Raw genomic sequence first — 18,003 nt, 5'->3', positions numbered from 1 at the left:
TCTTTGAGGCCTAAGTTTCTTCGCTTTCCGGTACCGGAAAGCGAAGAAACTTAGGCCTCAAAGGGGAATGAGCTGCTCACCCCTTGACGGAGCCCGCCGTCAGCCCGCCCACGATGTACTTCTGCAGGAACAGGAACAGCGCGAGCACCGGCACCGCCGAGATCACGGCGCCGGCCGTGAACAGGCCCCAGTTGGCGTCCTGCAGCGAGGAGACCCAGCCGTAGAGGCCCACGGCGAGCGTCCAGTTGTCCTCCGACTGGAGCAGCACCCGCGCGATGATGAACTCGCCGAACGTGCTGATGAAGCTCAGCAGCCCCACCACGGCGAGGATCGGCGCGGTCAGGCGCAGCACGATGGTCCAGTAGATCTGGGCGTGCGAGGCACCGTCGATCTTCGCGGCCTCGTCGATCTCTCGCGGCACGGTGTTGAAGAACCCGTACATGAGGAACGTGTTCACGCCGAGCGCCCCGCCCAGGTACACGCAGATCAGCGAGAGCTTGGAGTCCAGGCCTAGGCCGGGCACCACGTTCCCGAGCGAGATGAGCAGCAGGAAGATCGCCACGAAGGCGAGCATCTGCGGGAACATCTGGATGATCAGCAGGGCCGTGAGCCCCACGCGGCGTCCGCTGAAACGGAACCGGGAGAAGGCGTACGCGGCCGCCGCGCCCATGAGCACGGTGCCGGCGCCCGTCGCGACCGCCACCACCAGGGTGTTGGCCATCCAGGTCCAGAACCGCGTGCCGGCGAGCGCCGCGTAGTTGGCCCCCGACACCGACGCGAACAGCTCGTTCGAGCCGGTCAGGGTGCCGCCGTCGGCCAGGGAGGCGGAGACCACGTAGACGAGCGGGAAGCCCGCGTAGACCACGGCGATGATGCCGACCAGGTGCCGCCAGCCGATCTCGGAGAACCAGCGGGCGCGCTGCCCGGGACGCCGGGCGACGTGTGCTGTGCGCGAGTTCATCAGGCGATCTCCTCGAGCGATCGGGTGCGCCGGAACGCGATGGCGGAGATGGTCGCGACCACCAGGAAGATGACGATCGACAGGGCGCTGGCCAGGCCGTAGTCCTTGGCCGCAGTGCCGTCGAGCCCGGAGACCGAGTACACCATCGAGATGAGGATGTCCGTGTGCCCCAGCGGCACCGAGGCGTCGTCGAACCGCGGGCCGCCGCCCGTGAGCATGTAGATCAGCGTGAAGTTGTTGAAGTTGAACGCGAACGACGAGATGAGCAGCGGCGCCGTCGCGACCAGCAGCAGCGGCAGCGTGATGGACCGCCACGTGCGCCAGCGGCCGGCGCCGTCGATCTTCGCGGCCTCCAGCACGTCGGTCGGCAGCGACTGCAGCGCCCCCGTGCAGATCAGGAACATGTACGGGAAACCGAGCCACAGGTTCACGCCCAGCACGGCCAGCTTGGCCAGCACCGGGTCGGTGAGCCACGGGATCGAGGCCCCGCCGAGCAGCACCTCGTTGACGAACCCGTACGACCGGTTGAGCATGCCCGACCACAGCAGGGCCGCGAGGAACCCCGGGATCGCGTACGGCAGGATGACGAGCGTCCGGTAGATCCGGCGGCCGCGCAGGCGGGCGTCGTTGAACGCGATCGCCAGGAACAGGCCGAGCAGGAACGTGGACGCGACCGAGAGCACGGCGAACGCGAACGTCCACACCAGGATCTTGCCGAACGGCCCGGCGTACCGGTCGTCGCCGAACGCGGTGACGAAGTTGTCCAGGCCCACCAGCACGCGCCAGCCCACGGGCAGGGTGGTCCCGTCGGCGGCCTCGAACTGGCCGTCGTCGTTGGGTGTGTACGTCACGCCCGTGGTGGTGTCGGTCATCGTGTCCGACGCCGCGTCGTAGGTCAGCGTGGACGTGAAGACGTAGCCGGTGCGGGCGTCCTGGGTGCGGACCGAGCCGTCGTTCGGGTCGTCCGACACCGGCACCCGCAGCTCGGTGACCTCCTGCTGCCGTTCCAGGACGGCGGCGTACTCCAGCACGTCGTAGCCGGGCAGCGCGGTGATCCGGCCGGCGTCGACGGAGGCGCCGTCCACGGGCTCCAGCGGCTGGTCGGCCGTGCCGGCCTGCACCGCGCCGTCGGGCGAGACGATCGCGAAGCCGAGCGTGTCGCCGTCGGCCACCACCGTCAGGGGCGAGGAGGGCGAGCCCTCCACGCGGCGCTCGTTCTGCACCAGGAGGGCCTCGACGGCCTGCTCCTTGGTGGAGTTGTGCCCGTCACCGTAGTTCGTGAACGCGACGTAGCCCGTGTAGGCCACCACGTACACCTGGTAGACGAGCAGGAACGCGAGGCCGGGCAGGATGTACTTGAGCGGCAGCGCGCGCTTGGAGAAGTAGGCCCAGTTGGCGACGATCAGGAGCGCCACCATGGCGGCCAGCACGCCCCAGGACTCCGCGCCCCAGGCGGCGAGCACCGCGTAGACGCCCAGGGCGTCGACCAGGGCGATCAGGACGAGCTTGACGAGAAACCCGGGGCTCCAGCCGGTCCGGCCGGAGCCCCGGGTCACGGGTGAGTACATCAACCGATCTCGCCCTGGATGTCGGCGACCATCTTGTCCCAGGCCTTCGCCGGGTCGGACTTGCCGGAGACGATCGCGGCCTCGGTCACGCCCCAGTACGCCCACACGGCGCCCATCTCGGGCAGCGACGGCATCGGGACCGCGTCGGCGCCGACCTCACGGAAGCCCGCGGTGATCGGGTCCTCGGAGGCGGTGTCGGCGGCCTCGATGAGGGCCGGCGGACGGTCACCCGCCTCGTACAGCGCGAGCTGCGCCTCGGGGGTGGCCATGTAGTTGACCAGGAAGTCGTTGGCGAGCAGCGCGTTCTCGCTCTGCGCACTCACGTAGAAGCCGGCCACGCCCACGAACGGCTGGGCGGGCTCGCCGCCGGCGCTCGGGATCGGGTCGATCGACAGGTCGAGGTCGCCGAACGACTCCAGCATCCACGGGCCGCCCACGATGAACGGCGACTCGCCCTTGGCGAAGGCCGCCAGCGCGATGTCGTAGGTGACGTCGGTGCTCAGGTTGCCGGCGTCGCCCTGCTCCGCGAGCCACTCGGCGAAGGCGGTGCCGCCCTCGCCCCCGAGGGCGAGCTCGGGCTTGTACGAGCCGTCCGCGTTCTGCTCGAAGACCGGGGCGCCGAACGACGTCTGCAGCGGGTAGAAGGTGTAGGGGTCGCCCTCGGTGGAGGTCTGGATCAGCAGCGGGTACTTGGTGCCGGCGTCCTTGCCGGCCGCGATCGCGTCGTCCCAGGTGGCGGGCGCCTCCGGGGCGAGCTCCGTGTTGCGGATGAGCGCGATGTTCTCCACCGCGTAGGGCAGGCCGTAGACCTGGCCGTCCTGCGTGAAGGCCGAGACGGAGACCGGCTCGAACTTGTCGGCCGTGTCGCCGAGCTCGATCGGGGCCACGACACCGTTGGTCGTGAGCTCACCCAGCCAGTCGTGCGCGCCGACCGTGATGTCCGGGCCCTTGCCCGTGGGCACCTGCGCCAGGAAGTCGGGCCGGATGTCCTCGAAGTTCTTCAGGACCACCTCGACGTCGGCGCCCGTGGTCTCCTCGAAGCCGACAGCGGCCTCCTCCACGGCGGCCTGGCGGGTCTCGTCGACCCACACGGTGAGGGTGGCACCCTCGCCGTTCGGTGCGGCCGACTCCTCGCCGCCCGCTTTCTCCTCCGCGCCGCCCGCGCAGGCGGCCAGCGCCAGCGTCGTGGTCAGGACAGCGGCGGTCAGGATGCTCCGTCGCATCGTCACTCCCGATGGTTCGCGGCCCGACGTCGGGCCTGGGTTTCGATGCCCGAACCGTACGGGCACGTCGGCCCATTATGCAAGAAGTTGCGATAAAGTTTCAGCATCGCTTGCAGCCGTTACCAGGACGACGGCGGCGACCACGGGGCGCGACAGGGGCGCGACACCCGTGGATCACCCGGGACGAGGAGGTCACATGTCACTTAGGCTGCCAGGCGTGCGCACCCGACTGACCGACCTCGCCGAGCAGGCTGGGGTCTCCACCGCGACCGTGTCGCGCGTGCTCAACGGCAAGCCCGGCGTGGCCGGCGAGACCCGGCAGGCGGTGCTCGCGGCCCTCGACGTGCTGGGCTACGAGCGCCCGTCCGCGCTGCGGGCCCGACCCGCCGGCCTCATCGGCCTGGTGGTCCCCGAGCTGTCCAACCCGGTCTTCCCCGCGTTCGCGCAGGCCATCGAGTCGCAGCTCGCCTCGCGCGGGTACACGCCGCTGCTGTGCACGCAGTCGCCGGGCGGCACCACCGAGGACGAGTACGTCGAGACCCTGATCGACCACGCGGTCGACGGCATCGTGTTCGTGTCCGGCAAGCACGCCGACACGCGCGCCTCCACGGAGCGCTACCAGCGGCTGCGCGGCCGCGGACTGCCGATCGTGCTCATCAACGGCTACGCCGAGGGCATCGACGCCCCGTTCGTGTCGCCGGATGACAGCGCCAGCATCGAGCTCTCGGTGCGGCACCTGGTAGCGCTGGGCCACCGCAGCATCGGCATGGCCATCGGGCCGGACCGGTTCGTGCCGGCCAAGCGTAAGATCGAGGCCTTCGTGGCCCAGCTCCTGCGGCACGGCCTGGCCGACACCGAGGAGGAGGCGCGCGCGCACGTCAGCCTCACGCTCTACACGCTGGAGGGCGGCCAGGCCGCGGCAGGCGAGCTGTTCGACGCCGGGCACACCGCCGTGGTCTGCGGGTCCGACCTGATGGCGCTGGGCGCCGTGCGCGCGGCGCACGCCCGTGGCCTCTCCGTGCCCGACGACGTGAGCGTCGTCGGCTACGACGACTCGCCCCTGGTGGCGTTCACCGACCCGCCGCTGACGACGGTGCGGCAGCCCGTGGCCGACATGGCGCACGCCGCCGTGAGCGCCCTGCTCACCGAGATCCAGGGCGAGCGCGCGCCGCGCTCGGAACTGTTGTTCACCCCCGAGCTGGTGGTGCGCGGTTCGACGGGCGCGGCCCCGCACGCCCCCGCCTGAGGGCTGTCTGACGCAGCACACTGGCCGATCGGGGGCGATTCCTCCCGTACGCTTGCTGCAAGCGTTACAGCCCCTTTTCCCGACCCCTGAGGACGCCACACGTGACCAGCACGACCTCGCTCAGCACCGTCGACCTCACCGCCGGCGCGCCCGCCCACACCCCCGCGACCAGCGGCGAGTGGTGGCGCGACGCGGTGATCTACCAGGTCTACCCGCGCTCGTTCGCGGACGGTGACGGCGACGGGACCGGCGACCTGCCGGGTGTCACCGCCAAGCTGGACCACCTGGCGCAGCTCGGTGTGGACGCCGTCTGGCTGAGCCCGTTCTACCGCTCGCCCCAGAAGGACGCGGGCTACGACGTCGCCGACTACCGCGACATCGACCCGCTGTTCGGCACGCTCGCCGACTTCGACGAGATGCTCGCCGGCGCCCACGAGCGCGGCCTCAAGGTCATCGTCGACCTCGTGCCGAACCACTCCTCCGACCAGCACGCCTGGTTCCAGGAGGCGCTGGCCGCAGCCCCCGGCTCGGCCGAGCGCGAGCGGTACATGTTCCGCGACGGGCGCGGTCCCGCCGGCGACGAGGTGCCGAACAACTGGCAGTCGATCTTCGGCGGCCCGGCGTGGACGCGGCTGGCGCCGCGCGAGGACGACGGCCCGCTCGGCCCGCAGTGGTACCTGCACCTGTTCGACTCCACGCAGCCCGACCTGAACTGGGAGAACCCGGAGGTCCGCGCCGAGTTCGAGGGCGTGCTGCGGTTCTGGCTCGACCGGGGCGTGGACGGGTTCCGCGTCGACGTCGCGCACGGCATGATCAAGGCCCCGGGCCTGCCCGACTGGGACGGCCAGGTCGCGATGGTCGAGGGCACCGTCGAGGATGCCTCCGAGTCCGACCCGGGTGCCCCCGAGGACGGCTCCACGGGCGCGGGCAACCGCGGCCCCATGTTCGACCAGGACGGCGTGCACGACATCTACCGCGCCTGGCACAAGGTGCTCGCCGAGTACGACGGCGACCGCTGCCTCGTGGCCGAGGCCTGGGTCGAGCCGCTGAGCCGCCTGGCCCGCTACGTGCGCCCGGACGAGATGCACCAGGCCTTCAACTTCTCGTTCCTCACGGCGCCCTGGGACGCCGCGACCGTTCGTACCGTCGTCAACGCGTCGCTGAGCACCATGGAGGCCGTCGGCGCCCCCACCACCTGGGTGCTGTCCAACCACGACGTGGTGCGGCACGCCTCGCGCTTCGGCCTGGAAGAGATCGGCGGACGCCAGCTCAACGGCATCGGCGCGACCGACCCGCAGCCCGACGCCGCGCTCGGCCTGCGCCGCGCCCGCGCCGCGACGCTGCTCATGCTCGGCCTGCCGGGCTCGGCGTACGTGTACCAGGGCGAGGAGCTGGGCCTGCCCGACCATACCGCCCTGCCCGACGACGTGCGGCAGGACCCGTCCTTCTTCCGCACGAACGGCGCCGAGCCGGGCCGCGACGGCTGCCGTGTGCCGCTGCCGTGGGTCGGTGGCGCGCCGGGCAACGGGTTCGGCCCCACGGGCAAGACCTGGCTGCCGCAGCCCGACGTCTACGCCGAGCTCGCCGCCGACCAGCAGTACGGCGTCGAGGGCTCGACCTTCGAGATGTACCGGGCGGCCCTCGGCCTGCGCCGGGCCGAGAACCTCGGCGCGGGCGTGCTCTCGTGGGTCGACTCCCTGGCCGAGCACCCGGACGTCGTCGCCTTCCGCGTGGCCGACGTCGTCGTGGTCGCCAACCTGGGCGCGACGCCGTTCGCGCTGCCCGCCGGGGCGCAGGTGCTGGTCGCCTCGGGCGAGCTCGACGCCGGCTCGGGCGAGCTGCCGTCGGACACGACGGTCTGGCTGCGGGGCTGACGCACCGCTGCTCCGAAGGCCGGTCGAGCCTGTCGAGACCCGGGTCTCGACAGGCTCGACCGGCAACAGGTCAGTGGGTGGGTCAGCCCGGCGTGATGCCGTAGTGCTCGCGGGCCTCGCCGACGGTCGGCGGGCCGTTGAAGCCGAGGTCGTTCGCACCCACGACGATCGACCCGTCCTCGTTCGCGTACTGCTGCGGGGTCGCCCAGGTGTCCTCGAGGTCGCCTGCCGCGGCGATGGACCGCAGCACGCCGTCCATCACCTCGACGGCCTCGTCCTCGGTGGTCGCCGAGACCACCACGTCGCCGCGCTGCCAGCCGCCACCGAAGTTGTCGCTGCACTCCCACTCGGCCGAGACCACGCCGGAGACCGCCGTCGCCGCCTCGGTGAACGCCTCGGCGCACCGGTCGGTGTCGCCCGACGAGCACGCCGACAAGGGCAGCACCAGCGCCGCCGCCAGGACGGCGGGCAGGTACCGCGCTCGGTCACGTCGCATCATTCAGCCAGTCCCTCTTCGTAGTGTTCCCGTACCTGGCGGATCGTCGGCACGCCGGAGAACCCCGCGTGCCGGGCCCCGACCACGACCGAGCCGTCCTCGTTCCGGTACTCCTGCGGGGTGGCCCAGCGCGGCTCCAGCCGCGGCTCGGCCGCGAAGGCCCGCAGCAGCGCCTCCATCACCCGCACCGCCTCGTCCTCCGACGACGCCCGCACCACCACCTTGCCGCGCTGCCAGCCGCCGCCGAACTGGTCGCTGCACTCGAACTCCGCCGAGACGACGCCCTCGACGGCGAGCGCCGTCGTGGTGAGCAGCTCCTCGCAGTCCGGGTTGCGCGCCTTGCCCAGGCTGAGCAGCGCCGCGAGCCCGCCGCCGACCGGTCCGGACTCCGAGAGCCGGTCCACGAGCCGGCGCCGGCGGCGCGCCCAGCCTTCGCCCATCAGTTCTTCCGGCCGACGTGGACGTCCTGCGCGGTCACGATCGAGTTCGAGTCGGGAGACGTGAGGAACCCGCTGTCCCGCAGCTCCTGCTGGTAGGCGAGGTACCCGGGGTCGGTGCTGTTCGCCATGGAGTTCGGGTACGCCTCGGCATGGTCGTGGTTGGCCACGGCGTTGAAGGCGGAGCCCGGGTCGTCGAACGTGACGCTGGTGTGGTTGGCGCTCTCGTTCTGCCCGCCGGGCAGGAACGGGAACCGCGAGTCGCCGAGGTCCAGGCGTGGGACGACGTCGTGCTGGTGCTGCATCTCCAGCACGCTCACCGACGGGTCGATGTGCGCGCTGTCGATCGGCGAGCCGTAGGTCATCGCATGGGTGACGTTGAACTCGCTCACGAACCCGGGGTCGGACGTCAGGTCGGCCACCGTCATGCCGCCCTGGGAGTGACCGACCATCATGACCTCGGCACCCGGCGGGATGTCCGCGTTCCGCATGGCGAGCATGACGGCCTCGCTCATGGTCGAGCGCGAGCCGCCCGCCGTGACCAGGTTGCCGGTCAGGTCCATGGGGTTGTCGCCCGCCGAGGGGTTCCACGCCTCGGTGCCGGGCACGTTGACGATGACGCGCGGGCCGTCGGGCCCGTCGATCGTGGTGATCCGGACGTTGCCGTCGCCGGCGTTGTACGAGTCGGTCACGCCGAGCGCGACCTCCGAGATGCTGGAGGGCTCGCGCGGTGCGGCGACGTCCGTCGGGTCCCCCGCGTACGGGTCGCCGTCGTCGAAGACCTTGGGATCGAACATGCCGAGCGAGCCGGCGGTGAGACCCAGGCCGACCGTCGTGCCCGCGAGCCGGATGCCGGACGCGAGCACCTCCGTCGTCCGTGGCCACTCGCCGTCGAGGATCGCCCCACCGGTCGCGTCCCAGAGCTGCAGGCCGGCGTCGCCCACGTTCATGAACGCGCCGCCGATGGCGCTCCCGCGGTCGCCCAGCCAGCCCAGGACGTCGGAGCCCCGGTCGCCCAGCCAGCCGACCGCGGCGGAGCCCTTGTCGCCGAGCCAGTCGACCGCGTTGCCGCCGGCGTCCCAGAGGTCGTTCGCCCGGTCGCCGATCCAGCCCGCGGCGTCCCCGGCCTTGTCCCCGACCCAGTCGACGGCGTCGCCGCCGGCGTCCCAGAGGTCGCCCGCCTTGTCCCCGAGCCAGTCGAGCACGCCGCCGCCGTCGTCGTCCCCGCCCGTGTTGCCCGACCCCTGGGTCGAGACCCCGGCGAAGCCGCCGCCGTCGTACGTGTTCGAGGTCTGGTCCTGGGCGTCGGCGTTGGCCCTCGCCCGCTGGGCGTAGGTGGTCAGCGACTCCGCGACGGTGCCGAGCATGGGCGCGTGCTGCGACTCCCACTCGCCGCGCATCTGCTCGACGTTGGGGCCCGCCCCGTCGAAGCCCCAGACGGCGACGGAGGTGATCGACTTGACCGACTCCAGCTGTGAGGCGCCGTCCTCGAGCATCTTGGCGAGGGCCCGTACCTGTTCCGGATCCTGCCCCTGCATCGTGTCGCTCACTGCCGTGCCTCACCCTCGGCACCGGTGCCGGGCTCCGGCGTGGTGGCGTCCACCGCGCCGACCAGGGCCCACTGCAGCTCGGCGGCGACCGAGCCGGCCGGCCGCTCGACGGGCGCCACCGCGCCGTCGTCGGTCCGCACGTCGAGCAGGCGGCCGTCCACCACGGACCAGAGCCGCGGCCAGACCACCTCGGGAGCGTCCGAGTCGCCCCACGCCTCGACGCTGACCTGGAGGTTCGCCTGCTCGTCGTCGAGCAGCCGGACCAGCTCGGCCCGGTCGACGACCGGGCCGGTGGACGGCGTCGAGCCCAGCGCGGGGCCGGGCACGGCCGACGCCGGGGCCCGCAGGGCCTCGAACGGCGGCAGGGCGGCGGTCAGCGCGGGCCACAGCTGGTCGGCCGTGGCGAACCGCAGCTCGGCGCCGGGCGCCAGGAAGGTCTCCCCGTCGCGCTCGGCGATCACCTGGATCACCAGCAGCGCGTGGTCGCCGATCAGGGTCAGCCGGGTCACCGTGCCGCTCGAGCCGGACGTGGCGATCAGGGTCGCGCGCACGGGTGCGCCCAGGTGCTCCGCAAGCGCCGTGCCCACGGCGGTCGTGCCGCCGCCGTCCCTCGCCTCGGCCGTCACCGCAGCCCACTGTCTTGCGTCAAGCTCCAGAATCCGGCCGGCCATGCGCAACTCCCTCTTCGACACCCGTCAACGACCCTCGGCATACCGCAGCCGAACCGTATCCCCGGGCGCGGGGCCCGTCCACGATTGAACTACCCATGGCCAAAGATCAGGTCAGGCCGTATCTTGCCCGGCCACGGGCGCCGGGGCGAACCGGGACCGCGCGCTCAGAAGGCCGGGTCGCGGACGATCGGGCAGGTCATGCAGTGGCCGCCGCCGCGGCCCCGTCCCAGCTCGGCGCCGTTGATCTCGATGACCTCGATGCCGGCCTTGCGCAGCAGGTCGTTGGTGGTCGTGTTGCGGTCGTACGTGAACACGACCCCGGGCTCCACCGCTACCGCGTTGTTCCCACTGTCCCACTGCTGGCGCTCGGACTCGTACACGTCGCCGCCGGTCTCGATCACGCGCAGCTCGCCGAGCCCGGTCTCGCGCGCCACGACGTCCAGGAACGAGGTGGCGCCCTCGTCGGTGACGGCGACCTCCCCGTCGCTGCCCGGCCGCAGCACGAACGCGTGGATCGCCTCGACGATGCGGGGATAGACGGTCACGGTGTCGACGTCGGCGAAGGTCATGACCGTGTCCAGGTGCATGGCCGAGCGGAGCTTGGGCATGCCCGCCACGACCACCTGCTGCGCCGCGCCGCCCGCGAACAGGGCAGCGGCGACCTGCGTGATCGCCTGCCGGGAGGTGCGCTCGCTCATGCCCACCAGCACGGTGCCGTTGCCCACGGGCATCACGTCGCCACCCTCCAGCGTGGCCCGCTGGTGGTCGGTCTCCGGGTCGCCCCACCAGACGGTGGACCCCACGAAGTCCGGGTGGAACTCGTAGACGGCCTTCATCAGCAGCGTCTCGTCGTGCCGGGCCGGCCAGTACAGGGGGTTGAGCGTCACGCCGCCGTAGAGCCAGCAGGTCGTGTCCCGCGTGAACAGGGTGTTGGGCACGGGCGCCATCAGGTACTCGCGGGAGTCGAGCGTGTACTCCGCGAGCGAGCGGTGGGCGGCCGGCAGGTCGGGCACGTCCTGCGTGGCCAGGCCGCCGATCAGGTACTCGGCGAGCTGCTCCGGGGCCAGGCCCTCGAGGAACTCGCGGGTCGCGTCGATCATGCCGGTGCCGACCACGCCCGGCACGATCTTGCGGTCCAGCAGCCAGTCCCGTGCCCCGGGCACCCGCATGGTCGCGGCGAGCACGTCGTGCAGCTCCACGACGTCGACGTCCCGGGACCGCAGGTCGGCGACGAACCCGGCGTGGTGCTCGATCGCCCGGTCCACCCACAGCACGTCGTCGAACAGGAGGTCGTCCGAGGTGGTGGGCGTGAGCCGCCGGTGGGCCAGGCCCGGACGGCAGACCAGCACCTTGCGCAGGCGCCCGACCTCCGAGTGCACCCCGTAGGCCGCCGAGGGCCGCGTCGTGTCGTCGCTCTGGATCGTCATGGTCTTCCCTTTCGGACGGAGATCGCCTTCAGATGGAGATCGTGCCCGTGGCCAGCGCGACGACGCCGGTCACCGCCCCGACCACCGACACGACGAAGATCACCAGCTCACCCCGGCTGAACACCCGCCGGTTCTGCTCGCGCCGCGTCATCGCGAACAGGATCGTGGCCGGGGCGTAGATCACGAACGACAGCAGCACGAACGTGAGCCCGGCCGCGAAGAGCAGGAACGCCGTGTAGAGCACGGCGAGGGACGCGATGACGAGGTCGCCCGTGGTGCGGCTGCCCTCCGCCGGCCCGCCGCGGCCCAGCGCCAGCTTGAACGCGAAGCCGGCGGCGAGCAGGAACGGGATGAGCGACAGCGCGCTGGTGAGGTCGAGCGCGAACGTGAACGCGTCGTCGGACAGCAGCGTGACGAACAGGACCACCTGGATCAGCACGGTCGTCATGAGGAGGGCGGCGCGGGGCACGTCGTTCGCGTCGGACGTCGCGAGGAACCGCGGCATGTCCCGGTCCTTGGCCGCGACGAACAGCACCTCGGACGACATCAGGGTCCACGCCAGGTAGGCGCCGAGGACGGACACGATCAGGCCCACGCTCACGAAGACGGCGCCCCAGCCGCCGACGGCCGCCTCCAGGACCCCCGCCATCGACGGCTGGCGCAGGTCCGCGATCTCCTGCATCGGGAGGATGCCGTAGGACACGATGGTGACCGACGCGAAGATGGCGAGCACCATGAGGAAGCCGAGCACGGTCGCCCGGCCGACGTCCTCCCGGCGCCGCGCGTGCCGCGAGTAGACGCTCGCGCCCTCGACGCCGAGGAAGACGAAGACCGTGGCGAGCATGGTGCCGCGCACCTGGTCGAACAGCGGGCCGGTGATGCCGTAGCCCTGGAAGTTCTCCGCGAGCACCTGAGGGTCGAGCAGGAAGGCCGCGATGAGCACGAACATGATGATCGGCACCAGCTTGGCGACGGTGACGATGCGGTTGATCGTCGTCGCCTCCTTCACGCCGCGGCGCACGAGCAGGTAGAACCCCCACACGCAGGCGGACGACGCCACGAACGCCACGAGGGTGTCGCCCTCCCCCAGCACGGGCAGCACCGCGCCCAGCGTCGACATGATGAGGATCCAGTAGGTGACGTTGCCGACGCACGCGCTCGCCCAGTACCCGAAGGCCGAGAAGAAACCGAGGTACTCGCCGAACCCGGCCTTCGCGTAGGCGTAGACCCCGGAGTCGAGGTCGGGCTTGCGGATCGCGAGCCGCTGGAACACGAAGGCGAGCATGAGCATGCCGGTACCGGCGATCGTCCAGGAGATCAGCGCGCCCAGCACCCCGGTCTCGCCGGCGAAGCGGCTCGGCAGCGAGAAGACGCCGGCGCCCACCATCGAGCCGACGACCATCGCGGTGAGCGTGGCCACGCTGATCTTCGCCGTGCGATCCTGCGTGCTGCTCTCGGACTGCTGCGCCATCGCGAGACCCCCATGCGCTCGTGCACGGTCCGGTTGCCCGGTTTCACGTCCCGGAGCGTCGCTCCCCCACGACGTCCCAGCAGTGCAATTAGAAGCATGTCCGACAGAGGTCGGCAAAAGATGTTTCACCGTTCAAGGCGGGCCTGTGGCCCGCGTCGCAGCGGCCTCCCGGCGGTGTGCGCCAGAATGGACCCGTGACTTCCGCGCTCGCCCCGACCCCGCTGCTCAAGCCCCTCCAGATCGGGCCCATCACGGTGGGCACGCCGGTGGTGCTCGCACCGATGGCCGGCGTGACCAACCGCGCCTTCCGCACGCTCTGCCGCGAGGCCGGCCGGTCGGCCGGCTTCGACCCGGGCCTGTACGTCGCGGAGATGGTGACCAGCCGCGCGCTCGTGGAGCGCAACGTGGAGGCCCTGCGGATCGTCACGTTCGGCCCGGAGGAGACGCCGCGCTCGGCGCAGGTGTACGGCGTGGACCCGGCGACCGTGGGCGCGGCCGTGAAGATCATCGCCGGTGAGGACCGGGCCGACCACGTCGACCTGAACTTCGGCTGCCCGGTACCCAAGGTGACGCGCAAGGGCGGCGGCGCCGCCCTGCCGTGGAAGCGCCAGCTCTTCACGGACATCGTCAAGGCAGCGGTCGAGGCCGCCGAGCCGCACGGCGTGCCCGTGACCATCAAGATGCGCAAGGGCATCGACGACGACCACCTCACCTACCTCGAGGCCGGCCGGATCGCGGAGTCGCTCGGCGTCGCCGCCGTGTCCCTGCACGCCCGGACCGCCGCCCAGCACTACTCCGGGCAGGCCGAGTGGGAGGCCGTCGCACGCCTCAAGGAGGCCGTGCGCACCATCCCGGTGCTCGGCAACGGCGACATCTGGTCCGCCGAGGACGCCGTGCGCATGGTCGAGGAGACCGGGGCCGACGGCGTCGTCGTGGGCCGGGGCTGCCAGGGTCGCCCCTGGCTGTTCGCCGACCTTGCCGCCGCGTTCAACGGCTCAGACCTGCGCGTGCGGCCCGGGCTGCGCGAGGTGGCCGACACGATCTACCGGCACGGCCTGCTCATGGTCGAGTACTTCGACGGCGACGAGGGCAAGGGCATGCGCGACCTGCGCAAGCACATGGCCTGGTACCTCAAGGGCTACGCCGTCGGCGGCGAGAAGCGCCACTCGCTCGCCCTGATCGACACCCTGGACGAGCTCCGCGAGCGGCTCGACGCCCTGGACCTGGACGCGCCCTACCCCGGCGAGGACGCCGAAGGCCCCCGCGGACGCGCGGGCTCCCCCAAGACCCCGCACCTGCCGTACGGCTGGCTCGACTCGCGGGACCTGTCGGAGGAGTTCGAGGCCAGGCTGCGCGAGGCCGAGCTGAGCGTCAGCGGCGGGTAGGACTCCCCTGGCGGCGGGTGAACCTGACCAGGTCCGTTACGCTCCTTCCGTGCTGTCCGACGTCGCGCGCCGTGTCAGCGCGCCCGAGATCACGCCCACCGCCGCAGACGACCCGCCCGAGATCGGCGGCTACGAGATCCGGGGCCGGCTGGGCCAGGGCGGCATGGGCGTGGTGTACCTCGGGGCGACCCGCAGCGGCCGCCTGCTCGCGATCAAGGTGATCCACCCCGAGCGCACCGGCGAGAACGAGTTCCGGACCCGGTTCCGCCGCGAGGTGTCGGCCGCGACCCGCGTGCGCAGCCGCCGTACGGCGGCCGTCGTCGACTTCGACGTCGACGCGGCCACGCCGTGGCTCGCCACCGAGCACGTGCCCGGCCCCACCCTGGCGCACGCCATCGCCGAGCTGGGCAGCCTGCCGGAGGAGGCCGTCCGCGAGCTCGTCCTGGGTCTCACCGAGGCCCTCGACGCGATCCACCGCGAAGGGCTCGTCCACCGGGACGTGAAGCCCACCAACGTGCTGCTCGGCCCCGACGGGCCGGTCCTGATCGACCTGGGCGTCGTCGCGGACTCCGACGCCACCTCGCTGACCACCACGGGCGCCCAGCCGGGGACGCCGCAGTTCATGTCGCCCGAGCAGGCCCGCGGTGAGGCCGTCACCACCGCCACCGACGTGTGGTCGCTCGGCGCCGTCACCCACCTCGCTGCGTCCGGGACCCCGCCGTTCGGGACGGGCAGCCTGGCGTCGGTCACCTACCGGATCGTGCACGAGCCGCCCGCCCTCGACGTCGTGCCCGCCGGCCTGCGCGGCCTGGTGGCCGCGTGCCTGGCCAAGGACCCGGCCGCACGCCCGACGACGGCGGCGGTGCTCGCCTCGCTCGCCGACCTGCCGTACGTGGAGCCCGAGGTCACCGGCCTGACGAGCGCCCGCCTGACCGGCGCGGACACGGTGCTGGGCACGGGGTCGGAGCCGGCCCGGGGACCGGCTGCTCCCGTGGCCGCTCCCGACCTTCCGGAGGAGAGCCCGCCGGGCCGGGTGCGGCGCCGGGTCCTGACCGGCCTGGTCGCGCTCGGCCTCGTGCTGGCCGGCGGCGGGGCCGCGGCGGCGCTCGCGCACTTCCTGGGCCCCGACGACACGCCCGGCACGGTCGGGACGCCCCGGGCCGACGGGTCCGCGCCCGCGGAGCCGTCCGCCACGCCGAGCCCCAGCCCCAGCGCGACCGAGCCGTCGAGCAAGCCGTCGCCCTCCCCCAGCGCCCCGGCCGCCACGCCCGTCGACGAGCAGGAGGCCGAGCCCGCCGAGGAGCAGGCCGCCCCCGCCCGGTTCCGGCCGGGCACCGTGTCGATCCCCGCATCGGTCCAGGTGGGCCAGAAGATCATCGCGAGGGCGACCGGCTGGTCGCCGGAGCCGTCCGGCACCACGTGCGTGTGGAGCATCGGCGGTGAGGAGCGGGACAACCTCGGTTCGTGCAGCTACACCGTCGCGCTCGGCGACGTGGGCAAGCCGGTCCAGGTCCGGCTGACCGCCACCCGGTCGGGGTACGCCGAGGCCGCGGTGCTCTCCGACGCCACGGGCACGGTGCCGCAGCCCACCGTGCCGCAGCCGCAGTGCTCGATCCGGATGGACCCCGGCAAGGTGAACTCCGGCTGGATGACGTACTGCGAGGTGGACCAGGACCCGAACGTCACCTACACGTGGTCGTGGGTGGACGTCACCCGTGACGAGACCATCAGGTGGGCCGACTACCCGCCCGGCCGGCGCATCTGGATCGGGGGCGGCCGCGCCGGCAACCAGGGCCGGGTGACGGTGACCGCGGAGCGGGACGGCTACCGCTCCGCCGAGTTCGGCACGAACTTCACGCTGCCGGACGAGTGGGTCCCGGCCGGCCAGTAGCCGGCCCGGACCGGTCTCACAGCCATCCGTTCTCCCGTGCGAGCCGCACCGCCTCGGCGCGCGTCCGCGCGCCGGTCTTGCCCATGGCAGAGGACAGGTAGTTGCGCACCGTGCCCTCCGACAGGTGTGCCTCGCCCGCGACCTGGGCCACGGTCCCGCCGTCGGCCGCCAGGGTCAGCACGCGCGACTCCTGCTCGGTGAGCGGGCTGGCCCCCACGGTCAGCGACGCGACCGCCAGGTCGGGGTCCACCACGCGCAGTCCCGAGTGCACACGACGCACGGCGTCGGCGAGGCGGCCCGAGGGCGTGTCCTTGACGACGAACCCGCTGGCGCCCGCGTCGAGCGCGCGCCGCAGGTAGCCGGGGCGCCCGAACGTGGTCACGATCAGCGACCGGCAGCCGGGCAGGGTCGCGGCGAGCGCGGCGGCCGCGGCGATGCCGTCCAGGCCGGGCATCTCGACGTCGAGCAGGGCGACGTCGGCCGCCGACTCGCGCGCGGCCGGGACCACCTCGTCGCCGCGCCCCACCTGGGCCACGACCTCCAGGTCCGGTTCCAGGTCCAGCAGCGCGGCGAGCGCACCGCGCACCAGGGCCTGGTCGTCGGCGAGCAGCAGGCGGATCATGCGGGGTCCTCTCGGTCGGTGTGCACCGCGAGGCGGACGCCGCCCAGCGGGCTCGGCCCGGTCTCGACCACGAGGCCCGCGGCCCGGGCCCGTTCGGTCAGCCCTCGCAGCCCGTTCCCGCCCGACGACGTGGGCCGGTCCGGGGGCAGGCCACGTCCGTCGTCGTCGATCACGAGGCTTGCCGGGGTCAGGGCGACGACGACGCGGCGCGCGGCGGCGTGCCGCAGCACGTTCGTGGTGCCCTCGCGCAGCGCCCAGGCGAACACGTCGCGGCAGTCCTCGGCGACGTCGTCCACCGTGCCGGGAAGCTCGGCGGCCATGCCCGCGGCGTCGAAGGCCGAGCGGGCGGCGGCGAGCTCGCCCGCGAGCGTGACCTGCCGCTCGCCGGACACCATGCCACGCATGTCCGCGAGCGCCGACCGGACGAGCGCCTGGATCTCGGTGAGCTCGGCCTCGGCGCGTTCGACGCCGGGTGCGCGGGCGGGAGCGCCGTCCTCGGCCGGGTCGCGGCGCAGGAGCCGGGCGGCGAGCTCGCCCTTGACGGACACGACGGTCAGGGAGTGGCCCAGGATGTCGTGCATGTCGCGGGAGATGCGGTCGCGTTCCTGCGCGACGGCGAGGGCGGCGACCTCCTCCTGCGCGAGGCGGAGGCGGCGGTTGCGCTCGGCGGCGCGGCGGAAGGCGTACATGGCGAGGGCGGCGAGCAGGGTGGTGAGCACGAGGCCGTCGTCGGGCCGCCAGCCGGGCACCACGCGGGGCAGCGCCACCAGCGCGAGCACGACGGCGACGACTGCCGCCGCGGCGACCCGCGGGGACGCGAGCGTGACCACCGTCGTCGCCACGAACACGAGGCCGATCAGTGCCGCCTGCCCGGCGGCGAGCGCGACCAGGGCGACGCACGCGAGCTGGGCGAGGACGACCAGGGCCGCGGTGCGCCGCGTCGTCGTCCGGCCGGACCAGTGCCGGACGAACGACCAGGCGAACAGCACGCCGAGCCCCGCGACGCCCGCCACCCCGGCCACGCGCAGCGGGACGTTCGCCGCCGCGGCGGCATCGCGCAGCGGCACGGCGAGGAAGATGATCCAGATCGCGGCCAGCAGCGGGCCGGTCCACGCCCGTCGCGGCGCCTGGCCGGTGACGCGCCCGCCCGTGGGTTCGTTGTCGGTCGTCACGCGGTCATC

At 72.7% G+C, this 18,003-nt stretch carries 15 protein-coding genes; 4 read left to right on the top strand and 11 right to left on the bottom strand.

The genetic code is table 11. From position 1 onward, the window contains the following. Window positions 1-76: 76 nt before the first annotated feature. Genes ACH47X_RS21210 through ACH47X_RS21200 form a run of 3 tightly spaced genes read right to left on the bottom strand, consistent with a single transcriptional unit; the run spans window position 77 to window position 3,752 of the window. The gene (locus ACH47X_RS21210; protein WP_397406695.1) at window positions 77-961 is read right to left on the bottom strand and encodes a sugar ABC transporter permease; all 885 of its coding nucleotides are present in this window, start codon (window positions 959-961) and stop codon (window positions 77-79) included. After that, window positions 961-2,529 (bottom strand): ABC transporter permease subunit, encoded by a 1,569-nt coding sequence (locus ACH47X_RS21205; RefSeq protein WP_397406693.1) that lies wholly within the window; start codon window positions 2,527-2,529, stop codon window positions 961-963. The genes ACH47X_RS21210 and ACH47X_RS21205 overlap by 1 nt, the downstream gene beginning before the upstream one ends. Continuing rightward, entirely contained in the window at window positions 2,529-3,752 is a 1,224-nt protein-coding gene (locus tag ACH47X_RS21200) for a sugar ABC transporter substrate-binding protein (RefSeq protein ID WP_397406691.1), read from the bottom strand. Before ACH47X_RS21200 ends, ACH47X_RS21205 begins: the two co-directional genes overlap by 1 nt. A gap of 196 nt (window positions 3,753-3,948) precedes the next feature. Between ACH47X_RS21200 and ACH47X_RS21195 the strand changes: the two genes are divergently transcribed. Continuing rightward, window positions 3,949-4,998, top strand: coding sequence for a LacI family DNA-binding transcriptional regulator (locus tag ACH47X_RS21195; RefSeq protein ID WP_397406688.1), 1,050 nt, complete (start codon window positions 3,949-3,951; stop codon window positions 4,996-4,998). 101 nt (window positions 4,999-5,099) lie between these two features. Further along, a complete protein-coding gene (locus tag ACH47X_RS21190; protein WP_397406686.1) occupies window positions 5,100-6,872 on the top strand; it encodes a glycoside hydrolase family 13 protein in 1,773 nt (590 codons plus the stop codon). Window positions 6,873-6,954: 82 nt separating this feature from the next. On the opposite strand, the gene ACH47X_RS21185 is transcribed toward ACH47X_RS21190, so the two are convergent. From ACH47X_RS21185 to ACH47X_RS21160, 6 genes are all read right to left on the bottom strand, one after another. Beyond that, complete coding sequence (locus tag ACH47X_RS21185; RefSeq protein ID WP_397406685.1) at window positions 6,955-7,371, bottom strand: hypothetical protein; 417 nt, start codon at window positions 7,369-7,371, stop codon at window positions 6,955-6,957. Beyond that, entirely contained in the window at window positions 7,368-7,808 is a 441-nt protein-coding gene (locus tag ACH47X_RS21180) for a hypothetical protein (protein WP_397406683.1), read from the bottom strand. Before ACH47X_RS21180 ends, ACH47X_RS21185 begins: the two co-directional genes overlap by 4 nt. Continuing rightward, on the bottom strand, window positions 7,808-9,355 hold the full coding sequence (locus ACH47X_RS21175) for a hypothetical protein (protein ID WP_397406682.1): 1,548 nt from the start codon (window positions 9,353-9,355) through the stop codon (window positions 7,808-7,810). Before ACH47X_RS21175 ends, ACH47X_RS21180 begins: the two co-directional genes overlap by 1 nt. Then, the gene (locus ACH47X_RS21170) at window positions 9,352-9,981 is read right to left on the bottom strand and encodes a hypothetical protein (RefSeq protein ID WP_397406680.1); all 630 of its coding nucleotides are present in this window, start codon (window positions 9,979-9,981) and stop codon (window positions 9,352-9,354) included. The genes ACH47X_RS21175 and ACH47X_RS21170 overlap by 4 nt, the downstream gene beginning before the upstream one ends. A gap of 209 nt (window positions 9,982-10,190) precedes the next feature. After that, window positions 10,191-11,453, bottom strand: coding sequence for an arginine deiminase (locus ACH47X_RS21165; RefSeq protein WP_397406678.1), 1,263 nt, complete (start codon window positions 11,451-11,453; stop codon window positions 10,191-10,193). A 28-nt stretch (window positions 11,454-11,481) separates the two neighbouring features. Continuing rightward, window positions 11,482-12,924 carry a basic amino acid/polyamine antiporter gene (locus ACH47X_RS21160; RefSeq protein WP_397406676.1) on the bottom strand — a complete coding sequence of 481 codons (1,443 nt, stop codon included), beginning with the start codon at window positions 12,922-12,924 and terminating at the stop codon, window positions 11,482-11,484. 194 nt (window positions 12,925-13,118) lie between these two features. Here ACH47X_RS21160 and dusB point away from each other — a divergent pair, with 194 nt between their 5' ends. After that, window positions 13,119-14,309 (top strand): tRNA dihydrouridine synthase DusB, encoded by a 1,191-nt coding sequence (gene dusB, locus ACH47X_RS21155; RefSeq protein WP_397406674.1) that lies wholly within the window; start codon window positions 13,119-13,121, stop codon window positions 14,307-14,309. 49 nt (window positions 14,310-14,358) lie between these two features. Beyond that, window positions 14,359-16,200, top strand: a complete 1,842-nt coding sequence (locus ACH47X_RS21150) for a serine/threonine-protein kinase (RefSeq protein ID WP_397406671.1) — start codon at window positions 14,359-14,361, stop codon at window positions 16,198-16,200. A gap of 16 nt (window positions 16,201-16,216) precedes the next feature. Here ACH47X_RS21150 and ACH47X_RS21145 read toward each other — a convergent pair whose 3' ends face one another. Continuing rightward, on the bottom strand, window positions 16,217-16,822 hold the full coding sequence (locus ACH47X_RS21145; RefSeq protein ID WP_397406670.1) for a response regulator transcription factor: 606 nt from the start codon (window positions 16,820-16,822) through the stop codon (window positions 16,217-16,219). Further along, a complete protein-coding gene (locus ACH47X_RS21140) occupies window positions 16,819-17,994 on the bottom strand; it encodes a sensor histidine kinase (RefSeq protein ID WP_397406668.1) in 1,176 nt (391 codons plus the stop codon). Before ACH47X_RS21140 ends, ACH47X_RS21145 begins: the two co-directional genes overlap by 4 nt. Window positions 17,995-18,003: the final 9 nt, after the last annotated feature.

This window comes from Promicromonospora kroppenstedtii (assembly GCF_044389675.1).
GTDB classification, from domain to species: Bacteria; Actinomycetota; Actinomycetes; order Actinomycetales; family Cellulomonadaceae; genus Promicromonospora; species Promicromonospora kroppenstedtii.
This window is presented reverse-complemented; position numbering and strand designations above follow the sequence as displayed.